General features: G+C 65.4%; 22 protein-coding genes and 2 tRNA genes. 11 read left to right on the top strand and 13 right to left on the bottom strand.

The window, feature by feature from the left end; all coding sequences use genetic code 11:
- Positions 1-8 precede the first annotated feature (8 nt).
- The 4 genes from IWX78_RS06475 to orn form a co-directional block, all read right to left on the bottom strand.
- A complete protein-coding gene (locus IWX78_RS06475) occupies positions 9-1,241 on the bottom strand; it encodes a D-alanyl-D-alanine carboxypeptidase family protein (RefSeq protein WP_196832663.1) in 1,233 nt (410 codons plus the stop codon).
- Between the two features lie 58 nt (positions 1,242-1,299).
- Positions 1,300-1,650, bottom strand: a complete 351-nt coding sequence (locus IWX78_RS06470; RefSeq protein ID WP_196832662.1) for a metallopeptidase family protein — start codon at positions 1,648-1,650, stop codon at positions 1,300-1,302.
- Positions 1,651-1,727: 77 nt separating this feature from the next.
- Positions 1,728-1,803, bottom strand: a tRNA-His gene (locus IWX78_RS06465).
- A gap of 49 nt (positions 1,804-1,852) precedes the next feature.
- A complete protein-coding gene (gene orn, locus IWX78_RS06460; protein ID WP_196832661.1) occupies positions 1,853-2,473 on the bottom strand; it encodes an oligoribonuclease in 621 nt (206 codons plus the stop codon).
- A gap of 91 nt (positions 2,474-2,564) precedes the next feature.
- Between orn and IWX78_RS06455 the strand changes: the two genes are divergently transcribed.
- The 3 genes from IWX78_RS06455 to nadE all read left to right on the top strand — a co-directional run bounded on the left by IWX78_RS06455 (position 2,565) and on the right by nadE (position 4,120).
- Positions 2,565-2,637, top strand: a tRNA-Arg gene (locus IWX78_RS06455).
- A gap of 79 nt (positions 2,638-2,716) precedes the next feature.
- A complete protein-coding gene (locus IWX78_RS06450) occupies positions 2,717-3,232 on the top strand; it encodes a DUF427 domain-containing protein (RefSeq protein ID WP_196832660.1) in 516 nt (171 codons plus the stop codon).
- A gap of 63 nt (positions 3,233-3,295) precedes the next feature.
- Complete coding sequence (nadE, locus tag IWX78_RS06445; RefSeq protein WP_196832659.1) at positions 3,296-4,120, top strand: ammonia-dependent NAD(+) synthetase; 825 nt, start codon at positions 3,296-3,298, stop codon at positions 4,118-4,120.
- Positions 4,121-4,195: 75 nt separating this feature from the next.
- On the opposite strand, the gene IWX78_RS06440 is transcribed toward nadE, so the two are convergent.
- The 3 genes from IWX78_RS06440 to IWX78_RS06430 all read right to left on the bottom strand — a co-directional run bounded on the left by IWX78_RS06440 (position 4,196) and on the right by IWX78_RS06430 (position 6,468).
- Entirely contained in the window at positions 4,196-4,906 is a 711-nt protein-coding gene (locus IWX78_RS06440) for a hypothetical protein (RefSeq protein ID WP_196832658.1), read from the bottom strand.
- Between the two features lie 129 nt (positions 4,907-5,035).
- Positions 5,036-5,347 (bottom strand): hypothetical protein, encoded by a 312-nt coding sequence (locus tag IWX78_RS06435; protein WP_196832657.1) that lies wholly within the window; start codon positions 5,345-5,347, stop codon positions 5,036-5,038.
- A gap of 113 nt (positions 5,348-5,460) precedes the next feature.
- Positions 5,461-6,468, bottom strand: coding sequence for an aldo/keto reductase (locus IWX78_RS06430; RefSeq protein ID WP_196832656.1), 1,008 nt, complete (start codon positions 6,466-6,468; stop codon positions 5,461-5,463).
- Between the two features lie 247 nt (positions 6,469-6,715).
- On the opposite strand from IWX78_RS06430, the gene IWX78_RS06425 reads away from it, so the two are divergent.
- The 4 genes from IWX78_RS06425 to IWX78_RS06410 all read left to right on the top strand — a co-directional run bounded on the left by IWX78_RS06425 (position 6,716) and on the right by IWX78_RS06410 (position 10,035).
- Positions 6,716-7,255, top strand: a complete 540-nt coding sequence (locus tag IWX78_RS06425; RefSeq protein WP_196832655.1) for a single-stranded DNA-binding protein — start codon at positions 6,716-6,718, stop codon at positions 7,253-7,255.
- Positions 7,256-7,416: 161 nt separating this feature from the next.
- Complete coding sequence (locus IWX78_RS06420; protein ID WP_334684588.1) at positions 7,417-7,875, top strand: DUF6993 domain-containing protein; 459 nt, start codon at positions 7,417-7,419, stop codon at positions 7,873-7,875.
- Between the two features lie 4 nt (positions 7,876-7,879).
- Positions 7,880-9,562, top strand: a complete 1,683-nt coding sequence (gene ettA / locus IWX78_RS06415) for an energy-dependent translational throttle protein EttA (protein ID WP_196832653.1) — start codon at positions 7,880-7,882, stop codon at positions 9,560-9,562.
- Positions 9,562-10,035: an acyl-CoA thioesterase gene (locus IWX78_RS06410; RefSeq protein WP_196832652.1), complete on the top strand. Its 474-nt coding sequence runs from the start codon at positions 9,562-9,564 to the stop codon at positions 10,033-10,035. Before ettA ends, IWX78_RS06410 begins: the two co-directional genes overlap by 1 nt.
- On the opposite strand, the gene IWX78_RS06405 is transcribed toward IWX78_RS06410, so the two are convergent.
- Positions 10,032-10,922 (bottom strand): acyl-CoA thioesterase, encoded by an 891-nt coding sequence (locus tag IWX78_RS06405; RefSeq protein WP_196832651.1) that lies wholly within the window; start codon positions 10,920-10,922, stop codon positions 10,032-10,034. The genes IWX78_RS06410 and IWX78_RS06405 overlap by 4 nt on opposite strands.
- 69 nt (positions 10,923-10,991) lie before the next feature.
- Here IWX78_RS06405 and IWX78_RS06400 point away from each other — a divergent pair, with 69 nt between their 5' ends.
- Positions 10,992-11,645, top strand: a complete 654-nt coding sequence (locus IWX78_RS06400; RefSeq protein ID WP_196832650.1) for a hypothetical protein — start codon at positions 10,992-10,994, stop codon at positions 11,643-11,645.
- A gap of 2 nt (positions 11,646-11,647) precedes the next feature.
- Here IWX78_RS06400 and IWX78_RS06395 read toward each other — a convergent pair whose 3' ends face one another.
- The 5 genes from IWX78_RS06395 to pepN form a co-directional block, all read right to left on the bottom strand.
- Positions 11,648-12,535, bottom strand: coding sequence for an aminoglycoside phosphotransferase family protein (locus IWX78_RS06395; protein WP_196832649.1), 888 nt, complete (start codon positions 12,533-12,535; stop codon positions 11,648-11,650).
- A 20-nt stretch (positions 12,536-12,555) separates the two neighbouring features.
- Entirely contained in the window at positions 12,556-14,229 is a 1,674-nt protein-coding gene (locus IWX78_RS06390; protein ID WP_196832648.1) for an FAD-binding dehydrogenase, read from the bottom strand.
- A gap of 77 nt (positions 14,230-14,306) precedes the next feature.
- Positions 14,307-14,699, bottom strand: a complete 393-nt coding sequence (locus tag IWX78_RS06385; RefSeq protein WP_196832647.1) for a globin — start codon at positions 14,697-14,699, stop codon at positions 14,307-14,309.
- Positions 14,696-15,709 (bottom strand): mechanosensitive ion channel family protein, encoded by a 1,014-nt coding sequence (locus IWX78_RS06380; RefSeq protein ID WP_442929215.1) that lies wholly within the window; start codon positions 15,707-15,709, stop codon positions 14,696-14,698. The genes IWX78_RS06385 and IWX78_RS06380 overlap by 4 nt, the downstream gene beginning before the upstream one ends.
- Positions 15,710-15,830: 121 nt before the next feature.
- On the bottom strand, positions 15,831-18,377 hold the full coding sequence (pepN, locus tag IWX78_RS06375) for an aminopeptidase N (RefSeq protein ID WP_196832646.1): 2,547 nt from the start codon (positions 18,375-18,377) through the stop codon (positions 15,831-15,833).
- A 134-nt stretch (positions 18,378-18,511) separates the two neighbouring features.
- On the opposite strand from pepN, the gene IWX78_RS06370 reads away from it, so the two are divergent.
- The 3 genes from IWX78_RS06370 to IWX78_RS06360 are packed head-to-tail and all read left to right on the top strand — an operon-like array spanning position 18,512 to position 20,685.
- On the top strand, positions 18,512-19,138 hold the full coding sequence (locus IWX78_RS06370; RefSeq protein WP_196832645.1) for a mycothiol-dependent nitroreductase Rv2466c family protein: 627 nt from the start codon (positions 18,512-18,514) through the stop codon (positions 19,136-19,138).
- Between the two features lie 46 nt (positions 19,139-19,184).
- A complete protein-coding gene (locus tag IWX78_RS06365; RefSeq protein ID WP_196832644.1) occupies positions 19,185-19,688 on the top strand; it encodes a ribose-5-phosphate isomerase in 504 nt (167 codons plus the stop codon).
- 1 nt (position 19,689) lies between these two features.
- A complete protein-coding gene (locus IWX78_RS06360; protein WP_196832643.1) occupies positions 19,690-20,685 on the top strand; it encodes an Fpg/Nei family DNA glycosylase in 996 nt (331 codons plus the stop codon).
- Positions 20,686-20,701: the final 16 nt, after the last annotated feature.

Below are 20,701 nucleotides of genomic sequence, written 5' to 3'. Positions count from 1 at the left end.
GAGGGGAGTCAGAGCGACGCGATCAGGGCCCCGATGACCGGCACCGGGTTGGCGAGTCGCCACAGCACGCCAGGATCGTGGAGCGACGAACCGAGCTTGAGCGTCACGGAAGTCGGTTCGGCTGCGCCGTCGTCGATAAGGATGTTGCCTATCGTGGTCCCAGCTCCTGCGATGGTCACCGGATCGGCATTCACCGTCAGCTGTGGGGTGGCCTGCCCCCACCTCACCCGATCGGCGGAGAGCCCGGCGATGCCCTGTGCCGTCTGCCCCCATGCCGTGGTGACGGTGGCGACCGGTGTGCCTTCGGCGATGACCGGCACAGGAGAGACCCCGGCAACCGCGCTGTCGACGAGGGCGAGGACACCCGATTCAAGAGCAGCCCAGTCTGGCTGGCGCAGGAACGCGCCGTACACCCGGAACGGTTCCGTGGCGCCTTCGGGCTCGACGTCGATGGCGAACAACAGGCAGATTCCAGCGGCATCCGTGTAGCTCCGCGAAATTCCGGTGACTCCGCTCTCGGGCAGGTACGTCGTGGTGTTCGTGATGCCCCGTCTGCTCGGAAGCCCGGTCACCGGTTCAGCGAGAACACTCGAGATCACCGGGTTGTCAAGGGCAAGGCGGGAGAGAACGGCGAGGTCAGCGGCCGTTCCGACGCTGTCCACGCTCAGTCCTGTGGCGTCCACGACCGTCGTGTCCGGCATGCCCTGCTCGCTGAGCCAGGCGTTCGCCGCAGCGACGTAGTCGTCGACAGAACCGTAGGCCCAGCGGGCGAGCGTGTCTGCGTGGTTGTTGCTCGACCCGAGCAGGAGCGCCTGCAGCATCTCGCGCTCCGTCCACGCGTCGGCGGTGAACACCGATACGGTGCGCGTGCCTGCCTGGGAATAGTCGATATAGGAGAGGTAGTCGGCGCTGGTGATCGGCACGTTCGCGCCGGCCCCATCGGCGGCGATCGGATGCCGGTCGAGTACGACAAGAGCGGTGATCGTCTTGGTGATCGCCGCCATCGGAACTGCTGTCGCCTCGCCTGCCGTCGCGAGGGGAGCATCGCCAGCTGCGTCGATGACGGCGCTGGCACCCGTCGCAGGGAGCACAGGTGGAACCGCTGCGTCCGGCTCATCGAGGTCGATCGTCGAGACGGAGGCCGCGGGGAGCGGACCGAGGAGGGTGGCCGGCCCATACGCACCGAGTCCGAGGATCACCACGGTCCCGACGAGTATGCCGAGCCCGCGCCCTACGCCCACAGCACACCCCTTGAGATCGTCACGGCCTCAGGCTAACCCCGTCGGTGGTGTTTGACCGTCAGCCCCAGCCGAGGGAGTGCAATTCGTCATCATCGATACCGTAGAAGTGGGCGATCTCATGAACGAGGGTGACGTGGACCTGCTCGCGCAGTTCGGCTTCATCCTCGACGATCGTGAGAAGCGGTTCGCGGTAGACGCTGATCACGTCGGGCAGCTCGCCGAACCCGTACTGGTCCCTGTGTGTGAGGGCGACGCCATGATAGAGCCCGAGAAGATCGAGAGAGCCGTCTTCGGGTCGATCCTCGATGACAATGGCGACGTTCTCGAGGCCGTCGACCATGTTGTCTGGAAGGGCGTCGAACACGTCACCGACGAGGGCCTCGAACGTCTCGGCATCCATGTCGATCATGTCTGCACCGTTCTGCGTCGCGTGAGGCGAGGGAATTGCTCGGGGTGGCTATGGCACCACAACCAGGCGTTTGTACTTGGGGTGAGTAACGGGGCTTGAACCCGCGACCTCCTGGACCACAACCAGGCGCTCTACCAACTGAGCTATACCCACCATGCGCAACTCACGATCTGCACCGTGTGATTGCAACTAGAAGAGTCTATTACACACTTGGGGCGTAGTTGTGCACCACGGACGCCGCGACGGATTTTGCTTCGTCTGACGTCGGTCCTGGCTGCGGCACGAACGCGGCGGCGCGGTAATACGCAAGCTCACGAATCGACTCAAGGATGTCGGCAAGGGCGCGGTGGCCACCGTCTTTCGCTGGGGCGTTGAAGTAGATCCGCGGGTACCAGCGGCGAGCCAGCTCCTTGATCGACGAAACGTCGACGTTGCGGTAGTGCAGGTGGTTGTCGAGTCTCGGCATGAACTTCGCGAGGAACGCGCGGTCGGTGCCGATCGAGTTACCCGCCAGAGGCGCCTTCTGCTCGTCGGGGACGTGACTGAGGATGTACTCGAGAGCCTGGTACTCGGCGTCTGCGAGGGTCACGCCGTGTGGAATCTCGTCGAGAAGCCCGGATGATCGGTGCATGTTGGTGACGAACTCGCCCATGTTTTCGAGCGCGGAGGCATCAGGCTTGATGACGATGCTGATCCCCTCGTCGACCGGCTCGAGATCGAAGTCGGTGATCACGACGGCGATCTCGACGAGCTCGTCGACAGCAAGGTCGAGCCCGGTCATTTCGCAGTCGATCCAAACGAGGAGGTCGCTCACATTACTCATGCCCCCATGCTACTTGCGACCGGTGACCCTCCCGTGCGGGCGGACGGGGCGACTCGACGAGCCCGGGCGCTGCGGTAATCTGAACTAGCGCGCCTCCGTAGCTCAGGGGATAGAGCAGGAGCCTTCTAATCTCTTGGTCGCAGGTTCGAATCCTGCCGGGGGCACAGGTAACAGAGATCTCGTGGTGCTTCTCAGACCCGTATGGCACGGCTGTTCTCCAGCCTGCTCGATGAGGATGGGACGATGAACCCAGCACCGAGGCAACGCCGTCCCGTTCCGATCGCCGCAGGGCCCGGTCAGGAGTCGGTGTGGGACTACCCACGTCCGCCCCGGGTCGAATCCTCTCCTGACCGCATCACCATTCGTCTCGGCGGCGAGGTGATCGCGCAATCGAGTCGGGCGGTCCGCGTGCTCGAGACGAGTCATCCGCCGGTGTATTACGTGCCGATCGACGAGGTCGCCCCGGGCGTCCTCGAGCCGGTCGGTGGGTCGACGTGGTGTGAATTCAAAGGTGAGGCGCGGTACTTCAACCTCGCCGCCGGACGGTCCGTGGTGGATCGCGGTGCCTGGCACTACCCGTCGCCTCGCGGTGGCTTCGAGAACCTTGCCGGGATGGTTGCGGTCTACCCTGGCCTGATGGATTCCTGCCAGGTGGGCGACGAAACCGTCCAGCCGCAGGATGGTGACTTCTACGGCGGCTGGGTGACCTCGCGGATCGTGGGCCCGTTCAAGGGTGCGCCGGGAACGATGGGTTGGTGACGAGCGCCGTCGATCTCAGGGAGGGGACACATCCCCGTCATCTGACGGCGGTAGGTTAACGCCATGCGAGCGCTTCAGAAGCAGATCATTTCCGAATTGGACGTACAGCCGTCCATCGACGCGGCGGCCGAGGTATCGAAGAGGGTCGGTTTCCTTGTCGACTACCTGCGCACCACCGGGACGAAGGGACTCGTGCTCGGAATCAGCGGGGGTCAGGATTCGACCCTGGCCGGCCGGCTCTGCCAGCTCGCCGTCGAGCAACTGGCAGCGACAGGGTACGAGGCGACGTTCTTCGCCGTGCGACTGCCCTATCAGGTGCAGCGCGACGAAGACGATGCTCAGCTCGCGCTGGACTTCATCCGACCGTCACGGCTGATCACCTTCAACATCCACGAGGCGGTCGACGCGATCGAGGATGAATACGCCGACGAAGCAGGAGCCCAGCTCACCGACTTCCACAAGGGCAACGTGAAGGCCCGAACCCGCATGATCGCCCAGTACGCCATCGCCGGTGAGGAAGGTTGCCTCGTTGTCGGTACCGATCATGCCGCCGAAGCCGTCACCGGGTTCTTCACCAAATTCGGTGATGGCGGAGCCGACATTCTGCCACTGAGCGGATTATCGAAAAGGCAGGGGCGCGAGCTCCTGATCCACCTCGGGGCCCCCGAGCGTCTCTACGAGAAACAGCCGACCGCTGATCTGCTCGATCACAACCCCGGGCAGACTGACGAAGCCAACCTCGGGCTCGAGTACGAAGACATCGACGACTTCCTCGAAGGCAAACCCGTGAGTGATGAGATCGCGACGGCCATAGAGGTGCGGTTCATGGCCACCCGGCACAAGCGGGCGACCCCGGTGAGTCCGGCCGACACCTGGTGGCGCAACTGAGTCTGATCACGAACCGTTAAGCGACAGAAGCGGTGCCGCACTGCGGCACCGCTTCTGTGTCGGGAAGGAGGAAGCTCAGGCGAGTTTCTTGTCAGCCTCGTCGTCTGCAGCCGCACGCTTGACGTCCATGGCAGCGACATCATCGATCAGCTTCTGGGTGGTGGTGTCTGCACGGGAAAAAGCCGCGGGGGCCACAGCAGGCTCGCCGGGTTCGGTCGACGTGAACTGCTCGCGGTGCTGACGTGCAGCCCAGGCATCCTGATCGGCAAGAAGCGTCTTCTCTGAGGCGGTGTTCTCGAACTTCCAACGCTCGAGGTCGCTCTCGAACACCTTGCGGGTCCGGGATGGCCTGGCCTGCCACTCGACGAGCCGATCGCGGAACTCGGATACGGCTGGAGCGAGCTCGAAACCGAAGGTGGCCGAGTTGCGCTTCATCTCGGCGAGCTGGTGCGCTGCCCAGTTGGCGGCGACCGCAGCACTCTTGACGGGCAGGAGACGCAACTGGATGTCGGCCTGTCCGGCGGAGCGGTCGGCGACCGCCTGTTCCTGCGGGCTCAAAGAGTTCCACACGGCAGCTTCGGTCGACGCGTCGACGAGGGCAGCGATCGCGGATGCCTTCAGGTCGCGATCACGCTGGTCGATCAGTCGGCGAACAGCGGCTTTCGTCACGGCGGCGGCGATGAGAGCCGACACGAGGATGGAGACAGCGACGACGGCGGCCGTGAAAAGGACCGGTCGGGTGTCAGTTGCGGTTAGCCAGGCTACGAATTCATTCCACCATTCCATGTGCCGAAGATTACCCGGCAACCGCGCGAAACCGGCGGAATGCAGGCCGTGTCGCGCAATTCGGCCGAGAGCGCACCGTGCGAGGGGCGAGGCCCGCTCAGGTCGAAACGGGCTCAGGTTGAAGCGGGCTCACAGCGAGTGCAGGCAATCCATGGCGTCGTCGATCGTCCAGAATTCGCCGAGGGTGTGAAACCGCGCCTGGGCAGGGACCAATCTCTTGGCGATGAATGTTGTTCCAGCCGGATCGTCGCGGCGCTCGATGTGGCCGAGGATGCGCCCGTCGTCGATGGTCGCGCGCCAGAGGTCGCTGGTCACCGGCACGAGCCGGAGTCCGGTGGTGCGACGGATGCGACTTGACGCCTTCGGCGCCGGGCCCAGGGTGGCCGAACTCGCTATCGAGCTTCTCGATGGGCTGATCGGTGTGGACATCGGTGTGATCATTGTTCCTCCTCGCCTGCGGCCGGCCCCGGACTATCTGATGACTTCACGCTAGGCGCGACCACTGACATCCGATCACCGCATCAGCACCTCCGTGCAGCGCACGGGACGAGGCTCTACTTCAGGCCTGTGCCGTCGACCGCGAACGGCTCGATCGCCGCAAGCTCATCGTCCGAGAGAAGAGGCGCCTCGAGGGCAGCGACGTTCTGCTCGAGCTGTGCCACCGAGCTGGCACCGATCAGCGCTGAGGTGACCTGCGGGTGACGGAGCACCCAGGTGAGCGCAAGCTGGGCGAGGGTCTGCCCGCGGTCCTGCGCGATGCGGTTGAGCGCACGAGCCCGCTCGAGGTAGGTCTCGCTCAGCCGGTCCTCGGAGAGGAAGTGGCTGGTCGCCGCCCGTGAATCGCTCGGCACCGTCCCGTCGAGGTAGCGGTCGGTCAGCATTCCCTGAGCGAGCGGTGAGAAGACGATCGATCCGGCACCGACCTCGTCGAGCACGTCGAGCAGTCCATTCTCGACGTGACGGTTGAACATCGAGTAGCTGGGCTGGTGGATGAGGAGAGGGATGCGATGTTCAGCGAGAGCTGCGGCGGCCTGGCGGGTCTGCTCGGGGGAGTAGTTGGAAATTCCGGCGTACAGCGCGCGGCCAGAGGTGACGGCCGTGGCGAGCGCACCCATCGTCTCCTCGATCGGAGTGTCTGGGTCGGGGCGGTGGGAGTAGAAGATGTCGACGTAGTCGAGGCCGAGCCGACCGAGGCTTTGATCGAGCGACGAGAGGAGGGTCTTGCGTGAGCCCCACTCACCGTAGGGTCCTGGAGCCATGTCGTATCCGGCCTTCGAGGAGACCACGATCTCGTCTCGGTGTGCCGAGAGATCGTCGGCGAGGATGCGACCGAAGTTCCGTTCGGCAGAACCGGGCGGCGGGCCGTAGTTGTTGGCCAGGTCGAAATGGGTGATACCGAGGTCGAAGGCGCGGCGAACGATCGCGCGCTGGGTCTCCCAGTTGCGGCCATCACCGAAGTTGTGCCAGAAACCCAGGCTGACGCGGGGGAGGAGGAGCCCGCTCTTTCCGGTTCTCGCGTACTGCATCGTGTCGTATCGGTTCTCGGAGGCAACGTAGCTCATGAGGCAATGCTAGTGACTTCGCTCGTGACCGCGGTCGGCCAGACGCAGCCCGCCGACCGCCTCCACACCCCGTTCGATCCGCGGAGTTCTCCACCGATTCGGCGATCACTGCCTCCAACTACGGCGCCAGAGGAACACTCGTACCAGTGATCGCCGGATGCCGGCAGTCCGGCACGAGGGTCGGCGCCGGCGATCACGCGGCTGCGGCGCATTCACCCGCACTCACTCTTGAGAAACGGAGCATTCCATGACCGACACAATCACCCTGACGGGGCTCGTCGCCACAGTGCCTTACACCGTGGACCGCGAAGACAAGGTCCCATTCACCAGTTTTCGGCTGGCGTCGAGCCAGCGGTATTTCGATCGGCGCACCTCGCAGTGGGTCGCCGGAGACACGAACTGGTACACCGTCACGTCGTTCCGTGCACTCGCAACGAACACCGCCGCATCCGTTCACAAAGGCGACCGGGTTCTCGTCACCGGTCGGTTGAGGATCAGGCGCTGGGAGTCCGGTGAGAAGAACGGACTCGCGGTCGACGTCGAAGCAGACAGCATCGGTCACGACCTCGTCTGGGGCACGGCGAAGTACTCGCGAGTCCTGTCGCGCGAGGCGACCGCTTCCGAGTCCGGTCAGCAGACGGTCGCTGAGTCGTTGCCAGACGCCGTCGCTGCCGACCCCGCGCCCCCAGACGCCGGCGTTTCGTCGTCGAGCTGGCCCGTCACCGAACCGGGCAGACCTGACGCACAGTTCGCGGCACCCATCGCCGCGGGCGAGACCCCGTTCTGACGACCGCCCTCACTCATTCGTATTCGCGGTCACCTCCCTGTCGACCGGGTGGCCTACGATCGAAGCCTCCCGCCGTCGAAGCCGCCTACTATCGAAGAGGGGCGCATCGACCGGTGGCTCGGAGCAGACGGAGGAACACAGGGATGCGGACACGGTTCACCATGAGTGCCTGCGGCGCGATGACAGGTATCGCGCTCGTCGTTCTTCTCGCCGGCTGCTCGCCAACTCCAGCGGAGCCGAGCGCACCACCCACGTCGAGCACGCCGACAGCGACCCCGCCAGCGGCACCGAGCTTCGACCCGGATGCCCCGGCCGACGAGGCGATCCTGTTCTTCGACACCGTCAACACGGCGACGCTGGCGGCTAATGCCTCTGCAGACGGCCGCGCATTCATCGATGGGCTCGTCGCCGCCGGATTCGACAAGACGACGATGGAGGTGACGGCGGATGCCACGACGATCGGCAACGCTGCCGACTCCATCCAGTTCTCGGTGCGCTGGGGCGACTCCTGCCTGATCGGCCAGAATGGCGCGGCGGTCAACGGCTACCACTCGACGGTCGGCCCGCTGCTCGGAACAGGGACATGTCTCATCGGAAGCACGCGGCCGATAGACTGGTAGCAATATGGCTGAATACATTTATTCGATGGTTCGCGCCCGCAAAGCGGTCGGCGACAAGCTCATCCTCGACGACGTCACGATGTCGTTCTTTCCCGGCGCGAAGATCGGCGTCGTCGGCCCGAACGGTGCCGGAAAATCCACGATCCTCAAGATCATGGCCGGGCTCGACACTCCGAGCAACGGTGAAGCGAAGCTGACCCCCGGGTACACCGTCGGCATCCTCATGCAGGAGCCGGAACTCGACGAATCCAAGACGGTGCTGGAGAACGTCCAGGAGGGCGTCGGGCCGATCAAGGGCAAAGTCGACCGCTTCAATGAGATCTCCGCAGCGATGGCAGAGCCAGACGCCGACTTCGACGCGCTTCTCGCCGAGATGGGCACGTTGCAGGAAGAGATCGACCACGCAGACGCCTGGGACCTCGATTCTCAGCTCGAGCAGGCGATGGACGCTCTTCGCACGCCGCCAGGGGACCTGCCGGTCTCCAACCTCTCCGGAGGTGAGAAGCGCCGTGTCGCCCTCTGCAAGTTGCTGCTGCAGAAGCCGGACCTCCTGCTCCTCGATGAGCCCACGAACCACCTCGACGCCGAAAGCGTGCTGTGGCTCGAGCAGCACCTCGCCAAGTATTCCGGCGCCGTGCTCGCCGTCACTCACGACAGGTACTTCCTCGACCACGTGGCCGAGTGGATCGCCGAAGTCGACCGCGGACACCTGTACCCCTACGAGGGAAACTACTCGACCTACCTCGAGAAGAAGCAGGAACGTCTCCAGATCCAGGGCAAGAAAGACCAGAAACTGTCGAAGCGACTGGCTGAGGAGCTCGACTGGGTCCGATCGAACGCGAAGGGCCGCCAGGCCAAGTCCAAGGCCCGCCTGGCCCGATACGAAGAGATGGTCACCGAAGCCGAGCGCACCCGCAAACTCGACTTCGAGGAGATCGTCATCCCGGTCGGACCTCGTCTCGGCGCCCAGGTCATCGACGCGAAGAAGCTGCAGAAGGGTTTCGGCGAGCGTATCCTCATCGAGGATCTCAGCTTCACTCTGCCCCGCAACGGCATCGTCGGCGTGATCGGCCCTAACGGTGTCGGAAAGACCACGCTGTTCAAGTCGATCGTCGGCCTCGAGCCTCTCGACGGCGGCGAGTTGAAGATCGGTGAGACCGTCGACATCTCGTATGTCGACCAGAGTCGCGGCGGCATCGACCCGAACAAGAACCTCTGGGAGGTCGTTTCGGACGGCCAGGACTACATCCAGGTCGGCAAGACCGAGATCCCCTCACGGGCCTACGTCTCGCAGTTCGGATTCAAGGGTCCTGACCAGCAGAAGAAGGCCGGAGTGCTCTCCGGTGGAGAGCGCAACCGGCTCAACCTCGCACTCACGCTCAAACAGGGCGGAAACCTCCTCCTGCTCGACGAGCCCACCAACGACCTCGACGTCGAAACCCTGGGCAGTCTCGAGAACGCGCTCCTCGAATTCCCCGGTTGTGCTGTGGTCATCACTCACGACCGGTGGTTCCTCGACCGCATCGCAACGCACATCCTCTCCTACGAAGGCACCGAAGAGAAGCCGGGCAACTGGTACTGGTTCGAGGGCAACTTCGAGTCGTACGAAGAGAACAAGATCGAACGACTCGGCCCGGATGCCGCGAAGCCGCACCGTTCCGCCTACCGGAAGCTCACGAGGGACTGATGAGGGTCCACGTCCCGATCCACCTCCGCTGGGGCGACCTCGACGCATACAACCACGTGAACAACGTGGAGCTGATGCGACTGCTGGAAGAGGCGCGCGTCCGTGTGTTCTGGCGTGATGGCAGTGAAGGCGGAGACGTGGACTCGGGCATGGCCCTGATCGAGGCGGAAGCCGGGTCGAATACGATCACGCTCATCGCCAGGCACGAGGTCGAGTACCTCGCGCCGATCCCGTACCAGCGCCAGCCGCTCGACGTTCAGGTATGGATCGGCAACCTCGGCGGGGCGAGCCTCGAGGTCGACTACGAGGTCTACGGCCCGGCAGGAGGCGACCAGCCGCTGTACGCGCGTGCCACAAGCACGATCGTGCTCGTGGACGCCGAGACGTCACGGCCTCGCCGCATCACCGATGAGGAGCGCACCGCCTGGACACGCTACCTCGAAGATCCGGTGGCATTCGCCAAACGGCGTTAGTCCGATTCACCCTCTGAGAGGGCGGGCGGAACCCGGACCATGCCCTCCTGGGCGACGCTGGCCACGAGCTGCCCCTCCCGCGAATAGAAGCGACCCTGTGCCAGTCCGCGCCCGCCAGACGCGCTCGGCGACTCCTGCACATAGAGAAGCCATTGGTCGACCCGAACCGAGCGGTGCCACCACATCGCGTGATCGAGGCTCGCGACCTTGAGGTCCCGAGTCATCCATGGCAGGCCGTGCCGCCGCAGGATCGACTCGAGCAGCGGGTAGTCGCTCGCATACGCGAGTGCGGCGCGGTGCAGGTTTTCGTCGTCAGGGAGCTCGCCGATCGCCTTCACCCACACGGCGTTCGTGGCCGTGTGCTCGCCATCGACCGACAGGTAGATCGGGGAGGGCACGTGGCGGATGTCGAATGGCCGGTCGCCGGCCCAGGAGCGCGCAACGGGGTGGTCGACGTGAGCCAGGAACTCGGCGGTGGTCGGGAGGTCCTCCGGTTCCGGATAACCCTCAGGCATCGGGGTCTGGTGGTCGAGACCCTCGTCGACGTCCTGGAACGAGGCGATCATCGACAGGATCGGGAGACCGTTCTGGTAAGCCTGGGTGCGCCTGGTCGAGAACGACCGCCCGTCGTGGATACGATCGACGCTGAAAGTGATCGGCTGGTTCACATCACCCGGGCGCAGGAAGTAGCCGTGCATCGAATGGACGACCCGGTGTTCTTCGGTGGTGCGGGATGCCGCCATGACCGACTGCGCGAGAACCTGGCCACCGTACACACGACCGCCGGGCATCCACTGCGACGGTCCGGTGAAGATGTCCTCGCTGGTCCGTGCGCCGCTGTCCGACAGGTCGAGTGCGTGCAACAGGGACGCGAGGGGGTCTGTCATCGTTCTCCGATCGTGGAGGGCAGGGCACGGTCGGGATCGCACCGGCCCGTTAGGTAGTTTAGACAGCAGATGAATGACGTGATCACGCTGCAGGATGCCCACGCCGCGGCCGACCTCCGGGTCTACCTCGCGCGCGCCCGACTTCTCGATGACACCGCCGTGCGGGTGATCGCCGGAGGCGGGGTGCTCGCCGTGTACGCGGCTGTCCTGCATCCGCGCGGGCTGCTCGACACGAGCCCGACCATTTTGGGATTGCGGACCTTCGCCGAAGCATCCGGGGCCGTCTTCGACCGCGTGGTGGCCCCAGCAGCGCTGTCAGACAGGCTGGCGCTGCTCGGCGACGATGTGGTGAGCCCGTCGTTACCCCTCCCTCCCAACGACGTGCGGACCAGCTGGTCGGGTATCGCACCGCCGCGCGGGGAGTGGGAGGCGATCGGTACCGTGAGTTCCGTCGCCCTCGAACTCGTCGCCCGCGACGGAGCAGGCGAGGTCGCCCGTGCTGTTCCCGAGAACGCCGGAGACCTGATCGTGCAGAAGGTCAGATCAGAGGTCTGGGCGCGACCTCTCGCCGACATCGCAGCCCCGTCTGGTATCGCGTTCGCCGCGGCCAGCCTCGGGTTCCTTGTCGGCGAAGAGGAGATTCCGTTGTACGCGTCCGGTGGGTGGATCAGGGCGAGCCCGCGCCGCGGTCACGTGCTCGCTCGCGTCGGACGGGGCATCTGACGTCACGAGTCCCGCAACAGCTCCTGCAGCGTTTCGGCTCCGATCTGCCTGAGAACGGGTGCGTCGTCCGAGGCGACGAGCAATGCCGTGGACAGCACGAGTGCCCAGCCGGCCGCACGCCGCCAGGTCGTCAGGTCGGTCGGTCGGCCTGCGTCGACCGCGAGGCGGAATCGCGCGCGACCGGCGGGGTCGAAGACCAGCCATGCTGCGGCGAGGTCCGTCGCCGGGTCGCCGCTGGTGAGGTCGCCGAAATCGATCACGGAGCACAATGCCCCGTCTGCGGCGATCAGGTTCGCCGGGTGAAGGTCACCGTGTACCCAGAGCGGCGCACCGGACCATGTCGGCTGCGCGATGGCGTCGTTCCAGAGCCGCTCAGCGGCATCCGCGTGCGGGATCAGGCCGGAGCTGAGCCGTTCGCGCACGGAGGCATCCCTGGCTGCCAGGGGCACTCCGCGATACGGGTTGACGGGGGCGTCATGAGGGGCGTGCTGGCCGAGGGCGACGATGACCTGGCCGAGGGTCTCGGCGAAAGCCGACCGCTCCTCGCGCGGCACCGAGGCAACGGTCGCACCGGGGAACCACGGGGTGATGCTCCAGGACCACGGGTAGTACGAAGTCGGGATGCCGGTCCGCACCGGCGCAGGGACGGCCACAGGAACAAGGGCGGCGATGGTGGGCAGCCACCGCTGTTCACTGAGCAGGAGACCCGCCGCGAGTGAGCGGCGAGGAAGACGCACCGAGAGGGCGGAACCGAGGCGGTAGACGCTGTTGTCCCAGCCGGAGGCCTCAGGACGAAGCGGCTGGGACGCCAGGTCGGGGTGCTGATCTTCCAGCAGCCGGCGGACGAGTTCAGCGGTGATGTCGACCTCGGCGGGCGGTGTCGTGGCCATGCCTCCAGTATGGCGAACGGTCAGCTGAGCTGCGCGGCGATCGCTCGCCCGACCGTGCGACCGGTGAAGAGACATCCGCCGAGGAACGTGCCCTCGAGTGCCCGGTAGCCGTGCACGCCGCCGCCGCCGAACCCGCTCGCCTCGCCGGCCGCGTACAGGCCGGCAACCGGACTGCCGTTCTCGGCCAGTGCGCGCCCTGACAGGTCGGTTTGGATCCCGCCGAGGCTTTTACGGGTGAGGATGTGCAATTTCACGGCGATGAGCGGGCCGGCCTTCGGGTCGAGCAGCTTGTGTGGGCTGGCGACCCTGATCAGCTTGTCGCCGCGATACGAGCGGGCGCCGCGCACCGCGGTGATCTGGGCGTCCTTCGAGAAGTCGTTGTCGAGCTGGGCGTCGCGCCAGCGGATCTCGTTCTCCACCCGTTTCAGGTCGAGCGGAGCGCCCGCGGAGAGCCGTTGCATGCCGGCGAGCAGTTCGGTGAGGGTGTCGGCGACGACGAAGTCCTCACCCTTGTTCTTGAACGCCTCGACCGGCCCCGGTGCGCCCGGCGCGACGCGCTTGAGCAGGAGTTTCACATCCTTGCCGGTCAGATCCGGGTTCTGTTCGCTGCCGGACAGCGCGAACTCCTTCTCGATGATCTTCTGGGTCAGCACGAACCAGCTGTGGTCGTGACCGGTGGCCACGATGTGTTCGAGGGTCCCCAAGGTGTCGAACCCGGGGAACAGGGGAGCGGGAAGCCGAATCCCAGTGGCATCCAGCCACAACGATGACGGACCGGGGAGGATCCGGATGCCGTGCGCAGCCCAGACCGGATCCCAGTTCGTGATGCCTTCGGTGTAGTGCCACATCCTGTCGCCGTTGACGAGCCGGGCACCTGCGCGCTGGGCGATCCCGAGTCCCCGGCCGTCGACGTGCGCCGGGACGCCGGAGAGCATCGACGCAGGAGGGGTACCGAGTCGTTCCGGCCAGCTTGCCCGCACGAGGTCATGGTTGCCGCCGATCCCGCCGGTGGTGATGACGACGGCGTCGGCCGAGAGCTCGAAGTCTCCGACGACCTTTCGCGAGCTCGCCTCGCCGCGCCGGACGTTCGACGGTTCGAGGATCCTGCCGCCGACACCGGTCACCGCACCGTTTGTGAGGATCAGGTCGTCGACACGGTGGCGGGACAGAAGATGCACCCGACCGCTGCCCATGCCGGCCTGTACCCGCCGCAGGAACGGTTCGACGATGGCCGGGCCGGTTCCCCAGACGATGTGGAATCGGGGAACCGAGTTGCCGTGACCGAACGCGGTTCCCGCTCCTCGCTCGGCCCAGCCGACGACGGGGAAGAATCCGATGCCCTGTTCGCCCAGCCAGGAGCGTTTGTCTCCGGCCGCGAAGTCGACGTATGCCTCCGCCCAGCGGCGGCCCCACTCGTCTTCAGGGCGGTCGAACCCCGCTGAGCCCTCCCAGTCCTGCCAGGCGAGGGCGTGCGAATCCCGGATTCCCATCCGTCGTTGCTCTGGGGTGTCGACGAGGAACAGTCCACCGAACGACCAGTGCGCCTGGCCGCCGAGTGTCGCCTGCGGCTCCTGATCGACGATGATCACCCGTTTGCCGGCATCGGAGAGTTCCGCAGCGGCGACGAGTCCGGCGAGGCCGGCTCCGACGACGATCACGTCGGCGGAGGTAGGTGTTGGCGAGAGTGCAGGCATTGAGTGAGCTCCTTCAACCAGGGGCTCCATCGCCGGCCGGTGCACTCATGCTAGGAGAAGCGCGTGGCTGCCTGCAGCTACTCGTCGAACGTGTTGACCATCGCCTGCGCCGCCCGCTCGAGATAATCCCACAGGGTTGCCTCGTGGAGCGGCGAAAGCTCGAGGGTGTCGACGGCGGCGCGCATGTGCAGGAGCCAGCGATCACGAGCATCCGGGTTGACCTTGAACGGCATGTGCCTCATGCGGAGTCGAGGGTGGCCGCGCTGGTCGCTGTAGGTCGTCGGACCGCCCCAGTACTGTTCGAGGAACATTGTGAGCCGCTCGGCGGCCGGGCCGAGGTCCTCTTCCGGGTACATCGGTTTGAGGACCGGATCGTCCGCGACACCCTTGTAGAACTCGCGGCAGAGTTTCTCGAACGTCTGGCGTCCGCCGACCTCGGCGTAGAAGGTGCTCGAGAGAAGGTCGCTCATGATTGTTGCGGTGCTTTCTTCGCCTTGCGTGGCGCGGGCGGCGCCTCGTTGACGACCTTGACTGGCTTGGTGCGCGGAGGGCGTGCACCGGTGACGGATGCCGCACCGTCGAAGCCTTCGAGCACGACGCTTTTGAGCGATGGCAGCTGGACTCCGAGTTCGTCGGTCGCCGCCTTCAGCCGGGTGCGGAGTTCGCGGGCGACGTCATCCTTCGCCGGCGGGCGGGTCTTGATGACGAGCCGGATGACGAGGGCGTCCTCCGAGATCGACTCGATGCCCCACAGTTCGGGACGTTCGAGGATGCGGCTGCGCCACTTCGGGTCCTGGGCGAGTGCGGAAGCGGCGTCGAGCATCCGGTCCTGAACGGCCTCGACGTCGGTGTCGTATGGCACGGCGAGGTCGATGATGACCCGCGCCCAGCCCTGTGACATGTTGCCGACGCGCAGGATCTCACCGTTGCGCACGAACCACAGTGTGCCGTTGACGTCGCGGACCTGGGTGATGCGGATGCCGACCCGTTCGACGACACCGGTCGCGGGGCCGAGGTCGACGACGTCACCGACACCGAGCTGATCCTCCATCACCATGAACAGGCCGTTGAGCACGTCCTTGACGATGTTCTGAGCACCGAAACCCAGACCGGCACCGAGCGCGGCGGTGAGCAGCGCAAGCGACCCGATGATGTTCTGGTCGATCTGGTTCACGACGAGCACGATGGTGATGATCACCACGGTGACGTTGACGATGTTTCCGAGCACCGTGCCGAGAGTGCGTGTCCGCTGCACCAGGCGCACAGCGGCGAGCGGCGAGACGTTGAGAGCCTGGGTGTCTTCGGCACCCTGGTTCTTCTTCACACCAGACACGATCTGGTTGACGACGCGGCGGATGACGAAATGCATCAGCCAGGCCGCGATGAAAGCGCCGACGATGATGATGGCGATCGCAACGAGCCGGCCAAGGGGAGTCAGGAAGAAGGCGTCGACCATCGCCCAGAAGTCAGTCATGTTCATTGCCACGATTCTACTGAGGGGCTACTGGACGAATGCTGGACCTTTGTCGCGAGTTGCTGGGTTTGAGGGGGTGCAGCATGCGGCTGACCCTGTCAAACCCAGCAACTCGCGGGTGGTGATGTTACGCCTGCGCGTCCCGCTCCTGCGCCTTGATCGAGCGCTCGACACCGGCGAGGTTCTCGACGACGATGCGGCGAAGCGCAGGCGGCTCGACGTTCTTCTCGAGCCAGGCCACTGTTGCGTCGCGGAGTTCGGCGTTGGCGAGCGGCGCCGGGTACAGGCCCATGACGAGGTACTCGGCGATCTTGTAGCTGCGCGAGTCCCAGATGCGCTGCAACATCTCGAAGTAGTCCGGGATGAACGACGCGAGTACGTCCTTGTCACGAGCTCGCTGGAATCCGATACCCGTCCACTGCACGATCGCGTTCGGCGCCGCGTCGGTGTCGACGACGGATGCCCACGCGGCACGCTTCGCTTCGAGGGTCGGGATTGCCGCGCGGGCGAGGGCCGCAGCCTTCGCTCCGTTCGCCGTGTTGTCGCCGGCAAGCGCGGCATCCACATCATCACTCGACGCGGCGCCGCCAGCGGTGAGCGCCGTCAGCAGCTCCCAGTCGAGGTCGGTGTCGATCTCGAGTCCGTCGAGGCGGGTCGTCCCGGAGCGCAGCCCCCCGATGACGTCGAAGTGCGCGCCGGTCGATGCGACACCGGCGAAGAACTTCACGAACTGGAACTGGGCGTCGGAACCGGACTCAGCACCCTGCGCGAGTGTCCAGAGTGCGTCGCCGACCTCACGGACCACGCGGTCGCGTGCATCCGGGGTGACGTACTGCGTCGCCGCGAGCACGAGCTGGTTGAGCGTGGTCCTGATCGTCGTTGACTCGGTCTCGGTTGCGATGTTGCCCAGCACGAGACGAACGTAGTCCTGAGCGGCCGTCTCGGCGTCGCGGGTGGCGTCCCACGCCGCAGCCCAGACGAGAGAGCGGGCGAGCGGGTCCTCGATCGCGGAGAGCGACGAGGTGGCGACGGCCAGTGAGTCCTTGTCGAGTCGGATCTTCGCGTAGGCGAGGTCGTCGTCGTTCAGCAGGACGAGGTCCGGGCGTTTCCTGCCGACGAGTTGAGGAACATCCGTCCGCTCGCCGTCGACGTCGAGTTCGAGCCTGTCCTCACGGACCAACCTGTCGCCGACCCGGTTGTAGAAGCCGATCGCGAGACGGTGAGGTCGGATCGTCGGGTACTCGGCCACCGCGCTCTGCAGCACCGTGAAGCCGGTGATGACACCGTCGTCGTCCACAGCGATCTCGGGACGCAGCGTGTTCACGCCTGCGGTCTCGAGCCACAGCTTGCCCCAACCGCTGAGGTCACGACCGGATGCCGTCTCGAGCTCGGTGAGCAGGTCGACCAGTTCGGTGTTGCCCCACGCATGTTTCTTGAAGTAGGCGGATACTCCGGCGTAGAACGCGTCGATCCCGACCCAGGCGACGAGCTGCTTGAGCACCGAACCGCCCTTGGCATAGGTGATGCCGTCGAAGTTGACCTGGACGTCTTCGAGATCGTTGATAGTGGCGACGATGGGGTGGGTGGACGGAAGCTGGTCCTGACGGTATGCCCAGCTCTTCTCCATGGCGTTGAAGGTCGTCCAGGCCTCGGTCCACTCGGTGGCCTCGGCAACGGCGATCGTCGACGCCCACTCGGCGAACGACTCGTTGAGCCAGAGGTCGTTCCACCACTTCATCGTGACGAGGTCGCCGAACCACATGTGCGCCAGCTCGTGCAGGATCGTGACGACGCGACGCTCCTTGATGGCATCCGTCACCTTCGACCGGAAGATGTATGCCTCGGTGAACGTCACAGCACCTGCGTGTTCCATCGCTCCGGCGTTGTATTCGGGAACGAAGAGCTGGTCGTACTTGGGGAACGGGTACGGGTAGTCGAACTTCGACTCGAAGTATGTAAAGCCCTGGCGGGTCTTTTCGAAGATGTAGTCAGCGTCGAGGTACTGCGTGAGGCTCTTGCGGCAGAACACGCCGAGCGGGATGGTGCGTCCGTCGCTCGAGGTGAGTTCGCTGCGCACGGAGTCGTACGGTCCGGCGATGATCGCGGTGATGTAGCTCGACATCACGTCTGTGGGCTCGAACGCCCAGGTCTTGCTGCCAGCTGTGGCCCGCACTGCTTCAGGGCTGGGGGAGTTGGAGATGATCTCCCAGTGGTCAGGGGCGGTGACGGTGAACTGGAAGGTGGCCTTGAGGTCCGGCTGCTCGAAGACGGTGTACATCCGTCGGGAGTCCGGGACCTCGAACTGGCTGTAGAGGTACACCTCACCGTCGACCGGGTCGACGAAGCGGTGAAGTCCTTCTCCGGTGTTCATGTAGATCATGTCGGCGTCGACGGTGAGGACGTTCTCGGCCTGCAGGTCGTCGAGGGCGATGCGGATGCCGTCACTCACGACAGCAGGATCGAGGCTCGTGCCGTTGAGGGTCACCGCGTGGACCGTGCGGGTGATCGCGTCGATGAAGGTCGACGCCCCGGGAGTCGCGGTGAATCGCACGGTGGTCGTCGACCGGAACGTCTCCGGGCCTGTGGTGAGGTCGAGGGCGATCTCATAGCTCTGGGTGGAGACGAGCGAGGCTCGTTCCTGTGCTTCGGCGCGGGTGAGGTTTTCTCCAGGCAACGCGGAACTCCTTTGTGCGATGGGTGCTGATGGGTCGGATCGTGTCCGACTTGCAAGCGTAGTCCTTCGCTTCAGAGCGCAGCCGGAACCGCAACGGGGAATGCCATGGCGTCGATCCGTGATTACCTGAGAGTATGAACACCGATACCGTGACCCCCGCACCGACCGCCGTCGACTTCTGGTTCGACCCCTCCTGCCCGTGGGCATGGATGACCTCCCGGTGGGTGGACGAGGTCGCGAGAGTGCGCGACCTTGAGGTCACCTGGCACGTGATGAGCCTCGCGGTACTCAACGAAGACCAGGATGTCTCGGACGAGTACCGTGCCTTCTTCCCCCGTGCTCTTCGCTACACCCGACTCGTCGCAGCAGCTCAGGAGAAGTTCGGCCAGGCGATCGTGAAACCGCTCTACGACGCACTCGGCCTGCAGATTCACCCGGGCGAGTCCACCGACCCGGACACGGTGATCGCCCAGGCGCTCGCCGAGGTCGGGTTGCCGCCTGAGTTCGCCGAGTACTCGCTGACAGACGAGCACGACCCGCAGATGCGGGCGAGTCATTTCGACGGGATCGGGCGGGTCGGCCAGGAGGTCGGCACACCGGTGATCGCCGTGAACGGCGTCGCATTCTTCGGGCCGGTCATCTCACCGTCTCCGCAGGGTGACGAGGCCGCGCGGCTGTGGGACGGCGTCGTCGCCGTCGCCTCGTACCCCGGGTTCTTCGAGATCAAGCGCAGCCGCACCGTCGGGCCCCTCTTCGACTGAGAACGCCGGTGAGCGGCAGCGCCACAGGAAACGGCAGAATGGACGCATGCGCATCCACATCGCCACCGACCACGCCGGCCTCGACTTCAGTCAGCACCTGCAGCAGCACCTGAGCGACAGCGGCCATGAGGTCATCGATCATGGACCGGCCGACTATGACGCTCTCGATGACTACCCCGCTTTCTGCATCAATGCCGCGCAAGCCGTCGTGCACGACCAGACAGCAGGGGTCGATGCGCTCGGTGTGGTGTTCGGTGGTTCAGGGAACGGTGAGCAGATCGCCGCGAACAAGGTGCGCGGCGTCCGTGCTGCCCTGGTCTGGAACCTCAGCACGGCGAAGCTCGCCAGGGACCACAACGACGCCAACGTCATCTCGATCGGGGCCAGGCAGCATCCGGTCGGCGACGTGATCGCGTTCATCGACGCGTTTATCGCCGAACCGTTCACCGCTGAGGAGCGTCACGTCCGGCGGATCGCCCAGTTGGCCGAGTACGAGCGCACCGGCACGATCGCTGGCAAGGGCGTCGACTCCTACTCCGAGCGGGGTTAGCGTGCCAGAGGGCCACTCCGTCCACCGCATCGCGCGGCAGTTCCGGCAGAACTTCCAGGGCCACCGCGTGACGGCGTCGTCGCCGCAGGGGCGGTTCGTTGAAGGCGCGGCAATCCTCGATGGCCGGACAGTGACCGACGTGAAAGCCGTCGGCAAACAGATGTTCATCGATTTCGACGACAGTGTCTGGCTGCGTGTGCACCTCGGCATGTACGGAGCGTGGGACTTCGCCGGGCAGATCACCGAAGACGCCACGATCGCGTCGGCCAACGGCCGGATGGGACAGACCAACCAGCGCGGTACGGATCTCACCGACGCCATCCTCGACAGCGCCGGCGAGAACTCGCTGCACTCCATCGGAGCGCCCCGCCGCGCGCGGGTCCGGATGTCTGAACAGACGACCGGTCTCCCCGAATCATCGGAGGAGACGTTCCCGCCCGAACCGGTCGGCGCCGTGCGCGTGAGGCTGCTGACCGAGAACACCGTTGCGGACCTGCGCGGCCCGACGGCGTGCGAGGTGATCGATGACGCCCGTGTCAGTGAGGTGATCGCGAAGCTCGGTCCGGATCCCCTGCTCGACGACAGCCAGGCGGCATCCGATCGCTTCGCGACGCTCGTGCGCAGGAAGCCGACCCCGATCGGCCTGCTTCTCATGGATCAGAGCGTCGTCGCCGGCATCGGCAACGTCTACAGGGCCGAGCTGCTGTTCCGCGCGCGGCTCAACCCGCACACGCCAGCCAAACTGGTGCCTGAGGATGTTGTCCGCGCGATCTGGGAGGACTGGTCGCGACTGCTCCGCATCGGCGTCGAGACCGGTCAGATGATGACGATGGACGATCTCAACGGTGAGGAATACCGTAAAGCGATGGCATCCCGCGACGACCGGCACTGGGTCTACAAGCGTGAGGGCCTGCCGTGCCGGGTCTGCGGTACCCACATCCTGCTCGAAGAGATGGGTGCGCGAAAGCTGTACTGGTGCCCCAACTGCCAGCGCTGATCGTCGGAAGGACGTC

Origin of the sequence: Mycetocola sp. CAN_C7 (assembly GCF_015752285.1) — a bacterium.
GTDB lineage: Bacteria > Actinomycetota > Actinomycetes > Actinomycetales > Microbacteriaceae > Mycetocola_A.
This window is presented reverse-complemented; position numbering and strand designations above follow the sequence as displayed.